The sequence below is a fragment of the Amycolatopsis sp. Hca4 genome, assembly GCF_013364075.1.
GTDB lineage: Bacteria > Actinomycetota > Actinomycetes > Mycobacteriales > Pseudonocardiaceae > Amycolatopsis.
The window spans coordinates 1,143,781-1,162,516 of the sequence record NZ_CP054925.1; the positions used below are offsets into that span (position 1 = coordinate 1,143,781).

An 18,736-nucleotide genomic window follows, 5' to 3' on the forward strand; every position below is an offset into this window, starting at 1 on the left:
CGGCGAGCCTATATTGGCCCAACTCGAATAGTCGGAATTGGATCTGGAATCAGGCCAAGTCCGGCCCTAACGTTCCTCCCATGACCGTGCTCCCCGAACAGCGCCTCGAACGTCCGAGGACCCGCCCGGCCGGCCGCCTGCTCGCCGCCGCCCAGCTGGCCGGCTCGCTCGGCGACGGCGCGTTCCTGACCTGCTCGGTGCTGTTCTTCACGCGGATCGCCGGGCTGAGCCCGGCCCAGGTCGGGCTCGGCCTCACGCTGGGCTGGCGGTGGGTTCGGTCGCGGGCGTGCCGCTCGGGCGCCTGGCCGACCGGCACGGGGCCCGCGGTTCGGCGGTGCTGCTGGCCCTGGCGACGGCCACCTCGATCCTCGCATTCCTGGTCGTCCGCTCGCCGGTGGCGTTCGTGCTGGCCGCGTGCCTCTACGGCAGCTGCCAGACCGGGCTGGCCGCGGTCCGCCAGGCGCTGCTGGCGGCCCTCGCCGAACCGGAGCGGCGGACGCGGCTGCGGGCGCAGCTGCAATCCGCGGGCAACGCGGGGCTCGCCGTCGGCGCCGGGCTGGGCGGCCTCGCGCTTTCGGCCGACACCGCGCCGGCGTACCTGACGGTGTTCGTCCTCGATGCGGCGGCGTTCGTGGTGACGGCGGCGCTGCTGCACACGCTCCCGGCGGTCCCGCGGACTTCGGGGCACCCGGGTGCGCGGAAGTCCGCGGTGCTGCGCGACCGGCCGTACGCGCTGGTGACGCTGCTCAACGCGGTCCTGCTGCTGCGCATGCCGCTGCTGAGCGTCGGGATTCCCCTGTGGATCGTCGAGCGCACCGCGGCGCCGGGCTGGACGGTGTCGGCGTTGTTCGTGCTGAACACGGTCCTGGTGGTGGGCCTCCAGGTCCGCGTCGCCGGGAGGCTGACGTCGCTCGGCTCGGCGGCGCGGATGGTGCGCCGGTCGGGTGTGCTGCTGCTGGTTTCGTGTGTCGCGTTCGCGCTTTCGGCGCTGGGGACGTCGCCGGCAGTGGCGTTCGCCGTGCTCGTGGCCGGGGCGCTGGTGCAGGTGCTCGGCGAGCTGCTGCAGTCGGCGGGCTCGTGGAGATCGGCTTCGAGCTGGCCCCGGCGGACAAGCAGGGCGAGTACCAGGGCTTCTTCGGTAGCGGGACGTCGGTCGCCCGCGCGGTCGGCCCGGTCCTGCTGGGCACGGTGGTCATCGGCGGGGGCTTCGCGGGCTGGCTGCTGCTGGGAGCGGTGTTCCTGGTCGCGGGCTGGGCGATGGGGCCGGCGGTCCGCTGGGCCGCGGCCACCCGGCCGGCTACTCGCTGACCTGCGCCGCCGCGGTCTGGTGCAGGGAGAGGTCCTGGCCCGCGGCGGAATCGTCGGTCCACGCGCCGGATTCCGCCGTCCAGGTGCGGCCGGCGAAGCTCACCTTGTCCACGCCCAGCGCCTCCGCGCGGCCGACCAGCCAGCTCGCGTACGTCCAGCCCTGTGCCGCCGGGTGGGCGCCGCTCAGCCGGGACGTGCCCAGTTCCTCCGTCGCCGCCGCGGCGAGGTCGGCCGGGGCCGCCAGGGTCAGGTTGCGGCAGGTCAGGGCGGCCGGGAACTGGCCGTTGAACGCGGCCGCCATCGCGCGGGACTGCGGCTCCCACTGCGCGTACGCGTCCGGGACGCCCGAGCGCTGGACCGCCTGGGCGGCCTCGGTGATCGGCAGCGTCTCCCAGTTCGGCAGCTTCTCGAGCTTCTCGTAGAACTCCGTCGCCGCGTAGACCGGGTCGCGCAGCTGGGCGATCGTGCCCCAGCCCTGGCTGGGCCGCTGCTGGAACAGCCCGACCGAGTCGCGGTCACCGCCCTCGAGGTTGCGCAGCTTCGACTCCTGCAACGCCGTGGCGAGCGCGACCGTCGCCGCGTGCGGTGGCAGGCCCATCTTGGCGCCGACCGCCGAGATCGTCGCCGCGTTGTTCATCTGCTCCGGGGTGAACGTGTAGGCGGTCGCGTTGTCCCCCGGCAGCGCGACCGTGCACCCCGGCGTCTTCACCGAGCCGCGCGTCAGCGCCACCACCACGACGATCCCCGCGGCCAGCACGATGACCGCCCCCAGGACCATGGCCACCTTCAGGCCACAACCGCGCACCCTGCCTCCCCATCACCCGTTCGCACCAGTCTGCCAAACGGAGGACGCGGAGCCCCGGGTGCGGGTTCAGTCGCCGGCGCCGAGGAAGATCGGGTTGGACATCGCCACCATCGCGTTGGGCACCGTGGTGTTCGGGCCACCGGACGGGCGGCGGACCTCGACGCGCACCCACCGGCTGTACCGCGGGTAGGTCGTCCAGGTGACCGTGGCCGCGCCGGAGTCCCCGATCGGCTCGGTGTGTTCCGGGCCGAGCTGGTCGAGGAACGTCACCGTCGTCCCCGGCACGCCGGCCACCACGGCCTTGACCGTCACCGGTGTCCCGGTCCCCGCGGCGAGCCGCTCGCCGATGCCCGCGCTCGCGCCGCCGCCGGAGGCGGTGAAGTCCAGCTGGACCGACGCCGATTCCGCCAGCCACGAACGTCCCGCCTTCAGCCCGGCGAGCAGCTCCTGGCGGCGCAGCCGGTCGGCCAGCACGACCGTGTGCGGCAGGGCCACGCGCTGGTCGGGGTTGTGCGCGTCGGAGTCGCCGATCGCCGGGATGAACCGGCCGCCGCGCAGCAGGCCGTCCCAGTGGATGACGCTCGCCTCGTCGTCCTGGGTCCACGGGCCGTTCCACACCTCGACCAGGTCGGCGAGCTCGTAGGCGAATTCGTAGGTGCAGCCGAAGCAGTTGGCGAACGGGTGAGCCGCGGTGACCAGGCCGCCGGCACGGTGCACCTGGTCGGTGAAGCGCCGGAAGTCCCGCGGGTCGGCCGCGCGGTAGCGCCAGTCGATCCAGGTGCCGGCGGGCAGGCCGATCGCGGGCCAGTGCCCGGACCGGGTCGTCACCTCCTCGCCGTTGAGGATCAGCAGGTCGTCGACGGCGTGGTCGCCCCAGATCAGCTGCGAGCTGGAGGTGTTGTGGTCGGTGGAGACGATGAAGTCGAGCCCGGCCGCCCGCGCGTCGGCGACGAGCTGCCCGGGCGTCCGGCGGCCGTCGGAGTGGACGGTGTGCAGGTGGCTGTCGCCGCGGTACCAGGCGCGGCCGCGCTCGCGGGCCGGCGCGGTCTGCGGTGCCGGGTGCGGGACGAAGGCCGGGCCGTCCGGGCCGAAGGTGAGCGTGATGTCCACGCGGTAGTTCAGCCCCTGCGGCGCCACGGTGTACGGGCCGAGGATGACGTGCCACCGCCCCGGGCGGATCGGGCCGGCGAGGTAGCCGGGGGTGGCTTCGGACGCGCTGATCGAGAAGCGGTCGCGGAAGCCGCCGGACCAGCCGCGGAAGCCGCGGGCGTTGCCGGCTTCGTGGCCCTCGGGGCCGAAGATGCCGATGTCGCAGGCGTTCCCGCGGGTGCCGGACGGCACCGCGGGCTTGTCGTAGGAGTAGACGACGTCGATCTGCCGCACGCCGCGCGGGACGTCGACGGGCAGGTAGTACCAGTCGGGCACGTCGGGTGCCAGCGTGCCGGTGACGGTCTGCGTCCGGCTGGTACCGCCCGGCTGACCGGCGAACGCCACGCCGGGCAGCATCCCGGCCGCCGCGGCCACCCCACCGGCCCGCAGCAGTGTCCGCCGGCTGAAGTCGTTCATGCGCACCTCCGCATCGGACGCTAGGCGCTCCTCGCGAACGCGCGCGCGAACCGGCGGTGAACTTTCGGCAGCTTCAGCGGCGCTTGGCCAGGATCCTGCCGAGCGTGACAAGGGTGACGGCGGCGGCCAGCCCGAGCCGCGTGACGTCGACGGCGGGCACCCAGGTGACCCGGCCGTCCCGGACGACGAAGGCCCCGACGGGCCGGGCGAACACCCCGAACCCGGCGCCGTCCCGCACGGGGAGGGCGTCGCCGCCGCCTCCTCCCCCGCCCCCGGACACCGCGGCGGCCGGGATGACGGTGGCACCGTCGCGCTCGACCGGTTCGCCGTAGACGAGCCGGGCGGAGAACAACTCCCGTGCCGTCGCGGCCAGCTGCCCCAGTTTCATCCCGTCAGTGTCGCGCGCCCGGACCGACGTGCGCGCCTCCCGCCGAGCTGTCCACAGTGGCCGGCGCCGGCTGGCCGGCTCCGTGCCGCACGCAAAAACGTTCCACGGAATCGGTGCAGCGCTGAAAAAATTCCGCTGAAGGTGTGGCAAAAAGATGTATTCGAATGTTTTCACCGCTTCGGCGGCTACCGTCCGTTCGCTGCATTCTGCCACCCACGGGGAGGAATCATGGCTTTGCTCAAGAACGGCGTGGTCACCGCGCCACCGGGAGCACCCGCGGCCGCGCGGGGGCTGACCTCGGCCGATCCGTTCGGATCCGGGAGCGGGGTGGCCGCCGATCGGGGCGCCAACCGGTACGGTGTCTGCTCCATCGAGGACTTCCCGCCCGGCATGAACGACCTTTCATACACCCATGACGACGCCGGTGGTTTCTACAATTACGTCAAGCAGTTCACCGCGCCGAACTTCTGGTACCGCGACGGCGGCGTGCTGTCGTGGATCTACGGCGAGCAGTACGACGACTGGCAGGGCACCTACGGCTTCGACGCCTGCGTCGCCGAGTACCACTCCGGACACGGGACCATGGACGGCAACGGGGTCTTCTGGATGCCCATGGGCGGCACCTGGGGCGGCTCGGCCTGGGCCAGCTCGGCCGACATGCGGCTGGGCAACGAGGTCGCGCGCTACCTGTTCTTCTCCACCTGCCTCTCGCTGCGCATCGGCGACGGCAACAGCCCGATCCGCACCTGGGACGCGGCCAACCTCGGCCTGCGGATGATCTTCGGCTTCGAGACGACCAGCGTCGACAGCCCGGACTACGGCTCCTCCTTCTTCGGCAAGTGGAACGGCAACGGCCACAAGTTCAGCAAGGCGTGGCTGGACGCGTCGTGGGACATCGACCACCACCAGGCGCCCTCGGTCGTCGCGTGCGGGGCGACGCAGGCCGAGGCGCAGGACCGGCTGTGGAACGAAGGCTCCTTCCAGACCGCCGCCGCGTCGAAGAACTGGTGGTGGTGGACCTGGTACGACGCCGCCCGGAGCATCCGGGCGGCGCGGCTGGAGCTGCCCGGGTCGGCGCAGACCGCCCGGTTCGCGCCGACGCGGCTGTCCGCGGCCCGGCTGGCCGAGCTGGCCGGGCACTACGGGGTCCGGCTCGGCGGCGGGGTCCCGGACGGCGCGATGGGCCCGCACGGCGTCGTGCTGGGCGCCGACCAGGGCGGGCCGCGGCTGAGCGTCGATCACCGCGGCGTCCGCGAGATCACCTTCGCCGACGCCGACGGCAGCGGCCGGGACGCCCCGAGCGCGGACGAGGCCGTCCGGATCGCCCAGGACGCCGTCGAGACCTTCGGCCTGGCCGACCGGGTCGACCTGGTGGCCGACAAGGTGCGCCACCAGTACCACGCGGGCGGCACCGCGGGCGACGTCGCCGACCCGCGGGTGCGCGAGACCCACGTGGTGTTCACGCAGCTGGTCGACGGTCACCCCGTCGTCACGCCCGGCCTCGGCGAGGTGCGCGTCGGCATCGACGGCAGCGGCACGGTGACGACGATCGTCGACGCCACCCGCGAGGTCGAGCGGCTGGGCGAAGGCGCGCCCGCCGCGCCGCCGCCGGCCGCGGAGGCCACCCGCGATCCGTCCACTGTGGAGGAGGCGCTGGACGCGCCGCTGCAGCGGCTGCTGCGCCGGCTCACCGCCGGCGGGCGCGTGCCCGCCGAGGTCCGCACCATCCCGGACTCGACGGCGGTCGGCTACGCGCTGCGCGGCGACGACGGCGCCCCGGTGGTCCGGCGGACCGTCGAAGTCGACTGCGGCGCGGGGCTCGCGAAGCGGTACGTCCTGGAGGCACCCCTGCGCTGACCACCGGGAGGACGAGGCGGGCCGGCACCACGTCGGGGGGTGCCGGCCCGCCCGTTCGCTCTTCCGGGTGTAAACCGGAGGTATCCGGGGCATCACCACAGGGCACCTGTACTCCAGGGGAGTGCGCCGTACCGAGGGGAGACCGTGATGACCTTCGATTTCGTCAGCCGCTGGCTGGGCAGGCATCGCGACCGCCCCGGGGTGACCGTCGACCTCGCCTGCGGGGGCCGCGTCACGCTGCGGGAGATCGACGGACGGCCGGTGCTCGTGGTCACCACCGCGCCGGGGCCCGACGGCCGGTCCGACGTCGCCGCCGTCCCGCTGTCGGAGGCCGAGCGACGCGAACTGGGCCAGGTCCTGGAGTCCGACGTCCTGCTCGCCTCCTGATCACCACCCCGCCACCCCCTGTTTCCCGGATGTAGGGGCCTTTGTGGCTGATCGCGGGTGAAAACGGGTCCGGACGGTGTGGTGCGGGTCGCTTTTTGTGGGGTTCCCACAACTCAGCCGCCCAGGCATGCGCCATCGCGGACATTGGTCCCACCCGTCGTCATCCACCAGGGTGTAGACAGGTGCAGGCGACGTCCCCGGACAGGAACGTCGCCTTCTGTGCGTGGGTACTTGGGAGGCTCAGCCGGTGTTCAGTCGTGTCGCCATCGTCAACCGCGGAGAGGCCGCGATGCGGCTCATCCACGCCGTCCGGGACCTGTCGGCGGAAACCGGCACGCGGATCGAGACGGTGGCCCTCTACACCGACGCCGATCGCACCGCCACGTTCGTCCGCGAAGCCGATCTGGCCTACGACCTGGGCCCGGCCGCCGCGCGTCCCTACCTCGACCTGGCCAAGCTGGAGAAGGCGCTGGTCGAGACGAAGGCCGACGCGGCCTGGGTCGGCTGGGGCTTCGTGGCCGAGGACCCGGCGTTCGCCGAACTGTGCGAGAAGGTCGGCGTCACCTTCGTCGGGCCGAGCGCGGACGCGATGCGCAAGCTCGGCGACAAGATCGGCGCGAAGCTGATCGCCGAAGAGGTCGGCGTGCCGGTCGCGCCGTGGAGCCGCGGCGAGGTCGCCACCCTCGAGGACGCGCTGGCGGCCGGGGAGCGGATCGGTTACCCGCTGATGCTCAAGGCCACCGCGGGCGGCGGCGGGCGCGGCATCCGGATGGTGGCCTCCGGCGAGGACCTCGCCGACGCCTACGAGCGCACCAGCCAGGAGGCGCTGCGGGCGTTCGGCTCCGGTGTCGTGTTCCTGGAGCGCCTGGTCACCGGCGCCCGCCACGTCGAGGTCCAGGTGATCTCCGACGGCGCGACGGCGTGGGCGCTCGGCGTCCGCGACTGCTCGGTGCAGCGGCGCAACCAGAAGATCATCGAGGAGTCGGCGTCGCCGGTCCTCGCACCGCCCCAGACGGCCGAGCTGAAGGCGTCGGCGGAGCGGCTCGCGGTCGCCGTGGGCTACCGCGGCGCGTGCACGGTCGAGTTCCTCTACCACCCGGGTGAGAAGCTGTTCGCCTTCCTCGAGGTCAACACCCGCCTGCAGGTCGAGCACCCGATCACCGAGATCACCACCGGCACCGACCTGGTCAAGCTGCAGCTGCACGTCGCAGGCGGCGGCAAGCTCACCGGCGAGCAGCCCGCGGAGCTCGGCCACGCCGTCGAGGCGCGCCTGAACGCCGAAGACCCGGACCGCGACTTCGCCCCCTCCCCCGGCCGCATCGCACGGCTGGCGCTGCCGGCCGGCCCGGGCATCCGCGTCGACACCGGGGTCAGCGAGGGCGACACGATCCCGGCCGACTTCGACTCGATGATCGCCAAGATCATCGCCTACGGCCGGGACCGCGAAGAGGCGCTCGGCCGGCTGCGCCGGGCGATGGCCGAGACCACCGTCATCATCGAGGGCGGCGCGACCAACAAGAGCTTCGTGCTCGACCTGCTCGACCAGCCCGAGGTGATCGACGCCAGCGCCGACACCGGCTGGATCGACCGCGTCCGCGCCGAGGGCCGCCTGGTCACCCACCGGCACTCCGCGATCGCGCTCGCCGCGGCCGCCATCGAGGCCTACCAGGACGAAGAAGAGGTGTCCGTCCAGCGGCTGCTGTCCACCGCGCACGGCGGCCGCCCGCAGGTCCAGCACGAAAGCGGCCGCCCGCTCGACCTCAAGCTCCGCGGCGTCGGCTACCGCGTCTCCGTGGCCAGGGCCGGCCGCAGCCGGTTCCGCGTCGGCATCTCGGCCGGCGCGTCCGACGTCCACCACGCCGACATCGAGATCGACCGGTTCGACGCCCACAGCGGCCAGATCCTGGTCAACGGACGGCGCTTCCGGCTGGTCTCGGCCACGCACGGCCCGATCCACCTGGTCGAGGTCGACGGCGTCACCCACCGCATCAGCCGCGACGAAGGCGGCGTCGTCCGCTCCCCCGCGCCCGCGCTGGTCGTGGCCACCCCGCTGGCCGTCGGCGACGAGGTGGAGGCGAACGCGCCGATCCTCGTGCTGGAGAGCATGAAGATGGAGACGGTGCTGCGCGCGCCGTTCCGCGCCCGCGTCCGCGAGTGCCCCGTCTCGGTCGGCAGCCAGGTCGAGACCGGCGCGCCGCTGATGCGCCTGGAACCGCTCGCCGACGACGACGCCGAGGAAGCCGCCGACACCGGCGAAACCGTCGAGATTGTGCTGCCCACGGTGCCGGACGGCGTCTCCGCGGCCGAGCGCGTCGAACGCGGCCTGCAGGACCTCCGCAGCCTGCTGCTCGGGTTCGACGTCGAGCCTGCCGAGCGCAAGCGGCTCGTCGCCGCCTACCTGGAGGCCCGCACCGAGCTCGGCAACCGGCCGGTGGAGGGCGAGCTGGAGCTGCTCACCGTCTTCGCCGACCTGTCCGAGCTCAGCCGCAACACCCCGGGCGGCGAGGACACCGTGCCCAACGGCGCGGTGCACAGCCCGCGCGAGTTCTTCCACAGCTACCTGCAGAGCCTCGACGTCGAGCGCGCCGGTGTCACCGAAGGCTTCCAGGCGAAGCTCAAGCGCGTCCTCGCGCACTACGGCGTCGAAGACCTGGAGCGCACGCCGGAGCTGGAGGCCGCGGTCTTCCGGATCTTCCTGGCCCAGCAGCGCACGGCGGCCGATGTCGCGGTCGTCTCGGAGCTGCTGAAGCAGTGGCTGACCGGCGCACCGCCGGCCGAGGCGCTCAGCGAACGCGCCGGGCTCACCCTGGAGCACGTGGTCGAGGCCACGCAGGTGCGCTTCCCCGCGGTGTCCGACCTGGCCCGCGGCGTGGTCTTCCGCTGGTTCGCCCAGCCGCTGCTGCGCCGCAACCGCGCCCGCGTCTACGCCGCCGTCCGCACCGAGCTGACCTACCTCGACCAGCACCCGGACGCGCCGGACCGCGCCGAGCGGATCCAGGCCATGATCACCGGCTCGCAGCCGCTGGTCCGGCTGATCGGGCAGCGGATCGGGCGGCCGGGCCGCGACCACGCGCCGCTGCTGGAGGTGCTGACCCGCCGCTACTACGGCAACCGACGGCTCTCCGGGGTCGCCGTGCGCGAGGCCGGCGGGCAGCGCTGGCTCACCGCCGAGCTGAACGCGCCCGAAGGCGTGCTGCCGCTGGTCACCACGGCCGTCGACATCGCCGCCCTGCCCGCCGCCTTGCGCGCGCTCGGCGAGGTGGCCACCGACGGCGTGGTCGCCGACCTGTACCTGCGCTGGGAGGACCAGCCGGACGTCGACGCGACCGCCGAGCGGCTCGGCGCGCTGCTGGCCGAGAACCCGTTGCCCGCCGGCGTGCGCCGGGTCGTGGTCACCGTGGCCGGCACCGGCGGCGCGGTGATGCACCACCACTTCACCTTCGAGCGCGACGGTGCCGGCTTCACCGAGGACCGGCTGATCCGCGGCCTGCACCCGCAGATCGCCCAGCGCCTGCAGCTGCAGCGACTGCGCGAGTTCGACCTCACCCGCCTGCCTTCGGCGGACGAAGAGATCTACCTGTTCAAGGCCACGGCGAAGACGAACCCGGCCGACGAGCGGCTGATCGCGATGGGCCAGGTCCGCGACCTGACGCCGCTGCGCGAGGCCGACGGCCGGCTGGTCGCGCTGCCCGCGCTCGAGGACGCGGTCACCGCCTGCCTCGACGCGATCCGCAACATCCAGGCGCAGCGGCCGCAGAACAAGCGGTTCGACACGAACCGGATCATGATGTACGTCTGGCCGCCGACCGACCTGACCACCGAGGAGCTCAACCAGCTCGTCCAGCGCATCCTGCCGACCTCGGTCGGGGCCGGGCTCGAGGAGGTCCAGTTCCTCGCGCGGCGGCGCACGGAGGCGGGCAAGCTCACCGAGCTCGCCGTCCGGATCACCCTCGACGCCGGCGGCGCGCGGCTGCACGTCGAGCCGCCGTCGACCGAGCCGGTCAAGCCCCTCGACGACTACCGCCTGAAGGTGCTGCGCGCGGCGCGGCGCGGGACGGTCTACCCCTACGAGATCACCGGCCTGCTCTCCGGCCCGGAGGGCACGTTCACCGAGCACGACCTCGACGAGTCGGGTGTCCTGGTGCCGGTGGACCGGCCGAAGGGCAAGAACTCCGCGGCGATCATCTCCGGCGTCGTCACCACCCCGACCGAGCGGCACCCCGAGGGCGTCACCCGCGTCGTGCTGCTCGGCGACCCGACGAAGTCGCTCGGCGCGCTCTCGGAGCCGGAATGCTCCCGCGTGATCGCGGCGCTCGACCTGGCCGAGCGGATGCAGGTGCCGCTGGAGTGGTTCGCGCTGTCTTCCGGCGCGCGGATCTCCATGTCCTCGGGCACCGAGAACATGGACTGGGTCGCCGCGGCACTCAAGCGGATCGTCACGTTCACGCAGGACGGCGGCGAGATCAACATCGTGGTCAACGGGATCAACGTCGGCGCCCAGCCGTACTGGAACGCCGAAGCCACCATGCTCATGCACACCAAGGGCATCCTGGTGATGACGCCGGACTCGGCGATGGTGCTCACCGGCAAGCAGGCGCTGGACTTCTCCGGTGGCGTGTCGGCCGAGGACAACTTCGGCATCGGCGGCTACGACCGCGTGATGGGCCCGAACGGCCAGGCGCAGTACTGGGCGCCGAACCTGCCGGCCGCGCGGGCGGTGCTGATGGCGCACTACGACCACACCTACGTGGTGCCGGGTGAGACCGGGCCGCGCAAGGTGGGCACGAACGACCCGGTCGACCGGGACGTCTCGGCGTTCCCGCACGCGGTCGTGGGCAGCGACTTCACCACGGTCGGCGAGATCTTCTCGGCCGAGCACAACCCGGACCGCAAGAAGCCCTTCGACATCCGCACGGTGATGCGCGCGCTGTCGGACCAGGACCACCCGGTGCTGGAGCGCTGGGCGGGCATGGCCGACGCGGAGACGTCCGCGGTGCAGGACGTGCACATCGGCGGCCGCCCGGTCTGCCTGGTCGGCATCGAGTCGCGGTCGGTCCCCCGCCGCGGCTTCCCGCCCACCGACGGCCCGGACACCTACACCGCGGGCACGCTGTTCCCGCGGTCGTCGAAGAAGACGGCGCGGGCGATCAACGCGGCCTCGGGCAACCGGCCGCTGGTGGTGCTGGCGAACCTGTCGGGCTTCGACGGCTCGCCGGAGTCGCTGCGCAAGCTGCAGCTGGAGTACGGCGCGGAGATCGGCCGGGCGATCGTCAACTTCGAGGGCCCGATCGTGTTCACCGTGATCTCGCGCTACCACGGCGGCGCGTTCGTGGTGTTCTCCAAGGCGCTCAACCCGAACATGACGGTGCTGGCCCTGGAGGGCTCGTTCGCCTCGGTGCTGGGCGGCGCCCCGGCGGCGGCGGTGGTGTTCGCGGGCGAAGTCAACAACCGCACGGCGAACGACCCGCGCGTGACGGAGCTGCAGGCCCGGGTGGCGGCGGCGGGCGGCGCGTCCCGGGCGGCGCTGAGCGCGCAGCTGGCGGAGGTCCAGTCGGCGGTCCGCGCGGAGAAGGTGAGCGAGGTGGCGGCGGAGTTCGACCGCGTGCACAGCATCCAGCGAGCGGTCGAGGTCGGCTCGGTGGACGCGATCATCTCGGCGGCCGAGCTGCGGCCGCGGATCATCGAAGCGATCGAGCACGGCCTGAAGAAGTAGCGGCCCGTGGGACCGGTCACCGCGGTGGCCGGCCCCGCGTCCGTTCCGGGGAAGCTCGCCCGGGTACGGGATCCGCGAGCCGGGTCAGGTGGGCAGCAGCCGCCGCGGGAGCACCTCGGATCCGGCGTCGCCGGTTTCGTCGAGCAGGGCGCCGGCCCGCCGGGCCATCCGGAAGAGCAGGACGTTCACCACCACCGCGGCCAGGGCGATGCCGGCACGGGCAACCGCGGAAACCGACGACCGGTTCACGGTCACTCCTCACGGCCGGACCGACCGGCCTCGCCCATCGAGTCGCTTCGCCACCGCCCAGCGTGACAACAGTCGCGACTTTCGGGGGTATGGCCCGTTTTGCCGGGCCGACACACTGTCCGTGCCGGTACGGTGACCACGGGTTCCGACCGGACCTCCATCCGTGCGGCGTGAGGAGATCCCCCGATGGCGTCAAGGTCCCTGTCCCGGCTCGCCCTTGCGGCGTCCGGGGTCCTGCTCACCTCCCTGCTCGGCGGCACCGCGGCCGCGCAGACCGCCGACACGCCGGTGTTCTGGCGCGTTGCGGCCACCGCCGCGCAGGCGCAGGCGCTGGCCGCGGCCGGGTTCGACGTCGAGGAAGGGGATGCGGCAGGCAGCGTCAACGTCGTCGGCGGACGGGCCGTCGCCGCGCAGCTGCGGGCGCTGGGTTACCGGCCGTCGTTCTTCGACACCGTCTACAAGGAACTGCCCGCCGAGACGAACCGGCTGGCGGCGGACACCTACTACGGCGGGTACCGGACCGTCACCGCGCACGAGAACCACCTCGCCGCCGTCGCCTCGGCGCACCCCGACCTGGCCACGAAGTACACGATCGGGCAGTCGTGGAAGAAGACGAAGGGCCAGGGCGGCCACGACGTCCAGGCGATCTGCCTGACCAAGAAGCAGGCCGGCGACTGCACGCTGTCGACGACGTCGCCGAAGCCGAAGTTCTTCCTGATGGCCCAGATCCACGCGCGCGAGCTGTCGACCGGTGAGCTCGCCTGGCGCTTCATCGACTACCTCGCCGACGGCTACGCCACCGACGCCACCGCCAAGTCCATTCTGGACACCACCGAGGTGTGGGTGGTGCCGATCGCCAACCCCGACGGCGTCGACATCGTCGCCTCCGGCGGGAACTCGCCGAAACTGCAGCGCAAGAACGCCGACAACTCGCGGGGCAGCTGCACCGGCACGAACATCGGCGTCGACCTCAACCGGAACTCGACGTTCAAGTGGGGCGGCGACTCGAACTCCGCCTGCTCCGAGACCTACCAGGGCGTGAGCGCGGGTTCGGAGCCGGAGGTGCAGGCGCTGGAGAAGCTGGCCCGCGCGATCTTCCCGGACCAGCGCGGCACCGGCAACAACGACCCCGCGCCGGCCACCGCCAAGGGCACGATGATCACGCTGCACAGCTACGGCAACGACATCATCATCCCGTGGGGCTTCACCCAGGCGACCTCGCCGAACGACGCCCAGTACCGCAGGCTCGGCGCGAAGTACGCCGCCTCCAACGGCTACCTCGTCGGCACCAACGAGGAAACCGTCGGCTACGACACGACCGGCACCACCGACGACTTCACCTACGGCGAGCTCGGCGTCGCCAGCGTGACGTTCGAGGTCGGCGGCTCGAGCGGCACCTGCGGTGGTTTCCTGCCCAAGTACACCTGCGTGGACAGCACGTTCTGGCCGAAGAACAAGGGCGCGCTGATCACCGCCGCCAAGGCCGCGGCGGCGCCGTACCAGCAGTGAGCCACCGCCGGCAGGCGTAGCGGCAGTTCCGCGGGCGCGGGGAGCCGGGCACTTCGACGTGCCGGAACTCCGCGCCCGCGGCATTTCCGAGACCGGGGCAGGCAGCCGGATCGTCCGATGTGGACGATCCGGCCGGCCGGTCAGTCGTCCTCGTCCTCCAGGCCCGCGTCGGCCAAGACCGCGTAGACCCGGCGGCGCGCGTCGGCGAGGATCTTCTTCACCTCGGCGACCTGGGCGTCGTTCCCGCTGTACCCCACCTGGGCGGCCGCGCCGGACAGCTCGCCCATGGCGTGCCACAGCGCCGCGAAGCGGTCGGCGCCCGGCTCCTCCTCCGGTTCCTCCCACAGGGCCGCGAACTCCGCCTCCCGGCCGGCCACGTGCTCGCGGCCCGCGTCGGTCAGCTCGGCGACCCGGCGCCCGGCCGTCTCGACCGTGTGGACCAGGCCTTCGTCCTCCAGTTGCTGCAGGATCGGGTACACCGAACCCGGGCTGGGCCGCCACCGGTCGTGCGTGCGGCGGCGGATCTCCTGCATCAGCTGGTAGCCGTGCATCGGCTCCTCGGCCAGCAGCGCCAGCACCGCGGGCCGCACCGGGCGGGCCGGCGCGCGGCCGCCGCCGCGGAACTCGCGGACCCGCTGGAACGCCCCGCCCCCGCCGAACCAGCCGCCCGGGCCGCCGAACGAGCCCGGTCCGCCCGGGAACCCGGGGAACCCCGGCCCGCCCGGCGGCTGCGGTGGGTGCGGCGGGTGGGGTGGCGGCGGTGGGAAGCCGCGCGCCAGTTCCGGGCCGCCGTCCCAGTCCTCGTGTCCCGGCCCCCCGTGCCCGAATCCCGGGTGCCCCGGGACGTCGTGCCCGGCGTGGTGGTCGAAGTGTCCCCCGAACCCGGCGAAGATCCGGTGGGCGCCCGCGCTCATCTCCATGATGTCCTCCCTGTCGTATCGGCGACATTCACACGATATATCGCCGCTCGATCGACGGCAAGGAGGCCCCGTCCTCAGCGGAAGTAGTGCCCGGCTTCCAGGTCCGCGAGCAGGCCGGGCCACTCGGGCACCCAGCCCAGGCGCTTCTGCGTCAGGACGCTCGACGCCGGGGCGTCCGGCCCGGCGAAGTGCGCGAGCCAGCCGAAATGGCCCGGGACGTCGGAGACCGATCGCACCGGCACCCCGAGGTGCGCCCCGATCACTTCGGCCAGCACTTTCAGCGGCACGCCTTCGTCGCCGACCGCGTGCAGCCGCACGCCCGCAGGCGCCTCCTCGACGGCCAGCCGGTACAGCCGGGCCGCGTCGAACCGGTGCACCGCGGCCCAGCGGCCACTGCCGTCGCCCGGGTAGGCAGACACCCCCTTTTCGCGCGCGAGGCGGATCAGCGCCGGGACGAACCCGTGCCCGTCGCCCTCGCCGTGCACCGAGTGCGGCAGCCGCAGCACCGACGCGCGCACGCCGCGATCGGCCAGCGCGAGCGCCGCCGTCTCGGAGGCCGTCCGCGGGAACGCCGGGTCGGCCGCGTCCTCTTCGGTGGCCACCCGGCCCGGGGCCACCGGGCCGGTCGCGGCCGTGACGATCAGGGCTTTCCCGGATCCTTCGAGCGCCTCGCCGAACGCGCCGATCGCCGCGCGGTCGGTCGCCGCGGCGGCCGTGAGATCGGCGAAGTCGTCGTGGACGTAGGCCGTGTGGACGACCGCGTCCGCTTCGGCCGCGGCCGCACGGAGGCCGTCCAGGTCGATCAGGGTCCCGCGCCGGACCTCGGCGCCGGTGGCCGCGAGCGCCGCAACCTTGTCGTCCGAGCGGGCGAGGCCGAGCACCTCGTGCCCGGCTTCCCGCAGTTCCCGGACGACGGCGCTGCCGACGAACCCCGTCGCCCCGGTGACGAACACCCGCATCTTCTTGCTCCTCGTGAGTGGCTGACAGTGCTTCCATCGTTGGGCCGCGGCCGCCCGCGCGTCCAAAGCCCGGTTCTCATCGGGCGATACGGTTCAGGCATCACCGCAGGTAGGCTGGGCTCATGGCGGACCTCGACCTGCGGCTGGTGCGGTACTTCGCGGCCGTCGCCGAGCACCGGCACTTCGGGCGCGCGGCGGCCGCCCTGCACACCACGCAGCCCTCGCTGAGCCGGCAGATCCGCCGGCTCGAAGGCCAGCTCGGCGCCCGCCTGCTCGACCGCACGCCCCAGGGCACCCGGCTGACCCGGGCCGGCGAAGTGTTCCTGCCGCGCGCCAAGGAGCTGCTCGACTCCGCCGAGCAGGCGGCGGCCAGCACCCGCGCGGCCGCCGCGCCGAGCCGCGTCACCATCGGCTACCGCACGAACCTGTTCGTCACCGCGGCCGCGCGCGAGCTGCGTCACCGGCACCCGGAAGCCGAAGTGCTGACCCAGCACCTCGGCTGGACCGAGACCCGGGCAGCGCTGCTCGAGCACCGGGTGGACGTGGCGGTGACGCGGTTGCCCCTGCGGACCGACGGGCTGCGCGTCACCCCGCTCTACGAAGAAGAGCGCGTGCTGCTGGTGTCGGCCGACCACCGCCTGGCCGGCCGGGAGTCGGTCACCCTCGCCGACTTCGCGGACGAACCGCTCCCCCGCCTCGACGACCCGGAGTGGAACGCGTTCTGGCGCATCGACCCGCGCCCGGACGGCAGCCGCGCCCCGGACGGCCCGCTGGTCCAGGAGTTCGAGGAGAAGTTCGAACTGATCGCCGCGGGCCAGCTGGCGGCGATCGTCCCGGCCGGGGTCTGGTTCAGCCGCCTGCGGCGCGACGTGACGATCGTCCCGATCGACGGCATCGAGCCGTGCCAGGTCGCCCTCGCCACCCGGGCGGGCGAAGACAACGACCTGCTGGCCTCGGCGTGCAAAACGCTGGAGGCCCACCTGACCAGCCCGGAGGCGGCGGGGCTCCGGGTTTCGGCGCGCTAGGAACCGGATTTCACCGCGAGCGTCAGCAGGTCCGCCGCCGGGCCGGTCAGCCGCCGCCCCGCCGGCCACACCGCGCGCAGCACGCGGCCCAGCTCGACGCCCTCCACCGCCACCGGCACCAGCCGGCGGCCGGCCACCTCGCGCACCACGTCGAGGTCGCTGATCACCGCCGGCCCCGCGCCCGCGATCACCGCGTTGCGCACCGCCGAAGCCGAACCCAGTTCCAGCAACGGCGTGACCGGGCCCGCACCGGCCCGCCGCAGCGCCGCCTCGACCGTGTCGCGCGTGCCCGAACCCGGCTCGCGCACCACCAGCGGGGTGCCGGCGAGCTCCACGGCCCGCAGCGGACGGCGGCGCCGGGCCCAGGCGTGCCCGGGCGGCACCACCACCACGAGCCGGTCCGTCGCGACCCGGCGGGTGGCCAGGCCCGGCCACGGCCCCGGCGACTCGACGAACCCCAGGTCCACCTTCCCGCGCACGACCAGCTCGGCGACCTGCTCGGAGTTCACCACCTCCAGCCCGACGTAGGTGTCCGGCCCGGTCCGCTTGACCTCGCCGATCCACGCGGGCACGAAGTGCTCGGCGAGCGTCATGCTCGCCGCGACCCGCAGCCGCGCGCCGCGCTGGGTGCGCAGGGCCTCCGCGCCGGTGCGCAGTCCGTCCACTTCGGTCAGCACGCGGTGCGCCCAGCCGGCGATCACCCGGCCGTCCGCGGTCAGCGCCGAGCCGCGCCGGGTCCGGTCCACCAGGGACAGCCCCAGCTGCCGTTCCAAAGTGGACAGCCGCTTGCTGGCCGACGGCTGGGCGATGCCGAGCGCCCCGGCCGCCTGGCCGATGCTGCCGAGGTCGTCGACGAGCACCAACAGCCGCAGGGAGTCCAGATCCGGTCCGGTCATAGCTCGAGTCTATGACCTCGGTACCGAGTACCGGGTACCGCGCCCGCCCGCCACCGGCGACGCTGAAGGCATGGCACTCACGACGGCGAAGACCTCCGGCCTGGCGATCACCGGGCTCGGTGTCGCCGCGGCGTACGCGCTCAGCTCGGCGTGGCCGGTGGTCGGCGCCCTCACCGTCGCGGTCGTGCTCGGCGTGGCCGTCGGCAGCACGCCGATCCTGGCCGAGGAACACCGCCTGGCCGTCGCCCGGCTCACGAAACGCCTGCTGCGCGCGGGCGTCGTCCTGCTCGGGCTGCAGCTCGCCGTGCCGGCGGTGCTCGCGCTCGGCCCCGGCACGCTCGTCGCGGTCGTGCTGACCGTCGCGGTCACCTTCCTCGGCACGCTCGGCCTCGCCCGGCTGGTCCGGGTGCCCCGCGGGCTCGCCCTGCTGGTCGCGACCGGCTTCTCGATCTGCGGCGCCTCCGCGATCGCCGCGGTGGAAGGCGTGATCGAGCGCGACGACGAAGACGTCGCCACCGCCGTCGCGCTCGTCACCTGCTACGGCAGCCTGACCCTGGCCGCCCTGCCGCTGCTGGCCGGCGCGCTCGGCCTCGACGCCACCCGGACCGGCAGCTGGGCCGGGATTTCGGTGCACGAGGTCGCCCAGGTGGTCGCGGCGGCCGGGCCCGCGGGCGCCGCCGCCGTCGGGACCGCCGTGGTGGTGAAGCTCAGCCGGGTCGTCCTGCTCGCCCCGGTGGTCGCGCTCGTCGGGGCGGCCGAACGCGGCCGCCGCGACACGCACACGCCGCTCGTGCCGCTGTTCGTCATCGGCTTCCTCGCGATGGTCGCGGTCCGGAGCACCGGCCTGGTCCCGGCGTTCGCGCTCGACCTCGCGAAGACGGCTTCGACGCTCTTGCTGGCCGGCGCGCTGTTCGGCCTCGGCTGCGCCGTGCGGCTCGGCGCGTTGCTGCGCAGCGGCGGCCGCGCCCTGCTCCTCGGTCTCCTGTCCACGCTTCTCGTGCTGGCGACCGGGTTCGGGACACTGGCCGCGTTCACCTGAAATTCGCCTCCCGGACAGGTATAGTTCGTTATACGCACTGTTGTACAGCTCTTGTACGGATCGCGTCGACGCTGCTTCCGCAGAAGCAGAATCGAATCCGTAGGGAGCTCGAACC

14 protein-coding genes and 1 pseudogene are annotated in these 18,736 nt (G+C 73.4%); 8 read left to right on the forward strand and 7 right to left on the reverse strand.

Going from position 1 to position 18,736, the window contains the following annotated elements:
* Positions 1-286: 286 nt before the first annotated feature.
* Together HUT10_RS50490 and HUT10_RS50495 are read left to right on the forward strand one after the other, a co-directional pair.
* A pseudogene (locus HUT10_RS50490) lies at positions 287-982 on the forward strand (MFS transporter); the annotation flags it as partial.
* A 95-nt stretch (positions 983-1,077) separates the two neighbouring features.
* Positions 1,078-1,308 (forward strand): hypothetical protein, encoded by a 231-nt coding sequence (locus HUT10_RS50495; protein WP_254896684.1) that lies wholly within the window; start codon positions 1,078-1,080, stop codon positions 1,306-1,308.
* Here HUT10_RS50495 and HUT10_RS04875 read toward each other — a convergent pair.
* The 3 genes from HUT10_RS04875 to HUT10_RS04885 form a co-directional block, all read right to left on the reverse strand.
* On the reverse strand, positions 1,298-2,086 hold the full coding sequence (locus HUT10_RS04875; protein WP_176170066.1) for a hypothetical protein: 789 nt from the start codon (positions 2,084-2,086) through the stop codon (positions 1,298-1,300). The genes HUT10_RS50495 and HUT10_RS04875 overlap by 11 nt on opposite strands.
* Positions 2,087-2,179: 93 nt before the next feature.
* Complete coding sequence (locus tag HUT10_RS04880; RefSeq protein WP_176170067.1) at positions 2,180-3,685, reverse strand: CehA/McbA family metallohydrolase; 1,506 nt, start codon at positions 3,683-3,685, stop codon at positions 2,180-2,182.
* Positions 3,686-3,752: 67 nt separating this feature from the next.
* On the reverse strand, positions 3,753-4,067 hold the full coding sequence (locus HUT10_RS04885; protein WP_176170068.1) for a spore germination protein GerW family protein: 315 nt from the start codon (positions 4,065-4,067) through the stop codon (positions 3,753-3,755).
* 228 nt (positions 4,068-4,295) lie between these two features.
* Between HUT10_RS04885 and HUT10_RS04890 the strand changes: the two genes are divergently transcribed.
* The 3 genes from HUT10_RS04890 (at position 4,296) to HUT10_RS04900 (ending at position 12,024) form a co-directional block, all read left to right on the forward strand.
* Positions 4,296-5,924: a DUF6345 domain-containing protein gene (locus HUT10_RS04890; RefSeq protein WP_176170069.1), complete on the forward strand. Its 1,629-nt coding sequence runs from the start codon at positions 4,296-4,298 to the stop codon at positions 5,922-5,924.
* A 147-nt stretch (positions 5,925-6,071) separates the two neighbouring features.
* Positions 6,072-6,311 (forward strand): hypothetical protein, encoded by a 240-nt coding sequence (locus tag HUT10_RS04895; protein ID WP_176170070.1) that lies wholly within the window; start codon positions 6,072-6,074, stop codon positions 6,309-6,311.
* 247 nt (positions 6,312-6,558) lie between these two features.
* A complete protein-coding gene (locus HUT10_RS04900; protein ID WP_176170071.1) occupies positions 6,559-12,024 on the forward strand; it encodes a biotin carboxylase N-terminal domain-containing protein in 5,466 nt (1,821 codons plus the stop codon).
* A gap of 84 nt (positions 12,025-12,108) precedes the next feature.
* On the opposite strand, the gene HUT10_RS04905 is transcribed toward HUT10_RS04900, so the two are convergent.
* Complete coding sequence (locus HUT10_RS04905) at positions 12,109-12,273, reverse strand: hypothetical protein (RefSeq protein WP_176170072.1); 165 nt, start codon at positions 12,271-12,273, stop codon at positions 12,109-12,111.
* 186 nt (positions 12,274-12,459) lie between these two features.
* Here HUT10_RS04905 and HUT10_RS04910 point away from each other — a divergent pair, with 186 nt between their 5' ends.
* Positions 12,460-13,782, forward strand: a complete 1,323-nt coding sequence (locus tag HUT10_RS04910; RefSeq protein ID WP_176170073.1) for a M14 family zinc carboxypeptidase — start codon at positions 12,460-12,462, stop codon at positions 13,780-13,782.
* 140 nt (positions 13,783-13,922) lie between these two features.
* Here the strand turns inward: HUT10_RS04910 and HUT10_RS04915 are convergent, their stop codons facing one another.
* Both HUT10_RS04915 and HUT10_RS04920 read right to left on the reverse strand, forming a co-directional pair.
* A complete protein-coding gene (locus HUT10_RS04915; protein ID WP_176170074.1) occupies positions 13,923-14,702 on the reverse strand; it encodes a PadR family transcriptional regulator in 780 nt (259 codons plus the stop codon).
* A 74-nt stretch (positions 14,703-14,776) separates the two neighbouring features.
* Positions 14,777-15,661: an SDR family oxidoreductase gene (locus HUT10_RS04920; protein ID WP_176170075.1), complete on the reverse strand. Its 885-nt coding sequence runs from the start codon at positions 15,659-15,661 to the stop codon at positions 14,777-14,779.
* Positions 15,662-15,783: 122 nt separating this feature from the next.
* Here HUT10_RS04920 and HUT10_RS04925 point away from each other — a divergent pair, with 122 nt between their 5' ends.
* The gene (locus HUT10_RS04925; protein WP_176170076.1) at positions 15,784-16,686 is read left to right on the forward strand and encodes a LysR family transcriptional regulator; all 903 of its coding nucleotides are present in this window, start codon (positions 15,784-15,786) and stop codon (positions 16,684-16,686) included.
* Here HUT10_RS04925 and HUT10_RS04930 read toward each other — a convergent pair.
* Positions 16,683-17,582 carry a LysR family transcriptional regulator gene (locus HUT10_RS04930; RefSeq protein ID WP_176170077.1) on the reverse strand — a complete coding sequence of 300 codons (900 nt, stop codon included), beginning with the start codon at positions 17,580-17,582 and terminating at the stop codon, positions 16,683-16,685. The two genes, HUT10_RS04925 and HUT10_RS04930, sit on opposite strands and share 4 nt — an antisense overlap.
* A 70-nt stretch (positions 17,583-17,652) precedes the next feature.
* Between HUT10_RS04930 and HUT10_RS04935 the strand changes: the two genes are divergently transcribed.
* Positions 17,653-18,621, forward strand: a complete 969-nt coding sequence (locus tag HUT10_RS04935) for a YeiH family protein (RefSeq protein ID WP_176170078.1) — start codon at positions 17,653-17,655, stop codon at positions 18,619-18,621.
* Positions 18,622-18,736: the final 115 nt, after the last annotated feature.

Excerpts from the sequence above, each read along its gene's own strand:
- HUT10_RS04875 (WP_176170066.1), bottom strand. The coding sequence starts at position 2,086 with ATGGTCCTGGGGGCGGTCATCGTGCTGGCCGCGGGGATCGTCGTGGTG.
- HUT10_RS04885 (WP_176170068.1), bottom strand. The coding sequence starts at position 4,067 with ATGAAACTGGGGCAGCTGGCCGCGACGGCACGGGAGTTGTTCTCCGCC.
- HUT10_RS04890 (WP_176170069.1), top strand. The coding sequence starts at position 4,296 with ATGGCTTTGCTCAAGAACGGCGTGGTCACCGCGCCACCGGGAGCACCC.
- HUT10_RS04895 (WP_176170070.1), top strand. The coding sequence starts at position 6,072 with ATGACCTTCGATTTCGTCAGCCGCTGGCTGGGCAGGCATCGCGACCGC.
- HUT10_RS04910 (WP_176170073.1), top strand. The coding sequence starts at position 12,460 with ATGGCGTCAAGGTCCCTGTCCCGGCTCGCCCTTGCGGCGTCCGGGGTC.
- HUT10_RS04915 (WP_176170074.1), bottom strand. The coding sequence starts at position 14,702 with ATGGAGATGAGCGCGGGCGCCCACCGGATCTTCGCCGGGTTCGGGGGA.
- HUT10_RS04920 (WP_176170075.1), bottom strand. The coding sequence starts at position 15,661 with ATGCGGGTGTTCGTCACCGGGGCGACGGGGTTCGTCGGCAGCGCCGTC.
- HUT10_RS04925 (WP_176170076.1), top strand. The coding sequence starts at position 15,784 with ATGGCGGACCTCGACCTGCGGCTGGTGCGGTACTTCGCGGCCGTCGCC.
- HUT10_RS04930 (WP_176170077.1), bottom strand. The coding sequence starts at position 17,582 with ATGACCGGACCGGATCTGGACTCCCTGCGGCTGTTGGTGCTCGTCGAC.
- HUT10_RS04935 (WP_176170078.1), top strand. The coding sequence starts at position 17,653 with ATGGCACTCACGACGGCGAAGACCTCCGGCCTGGCGATCACCGGGCTC.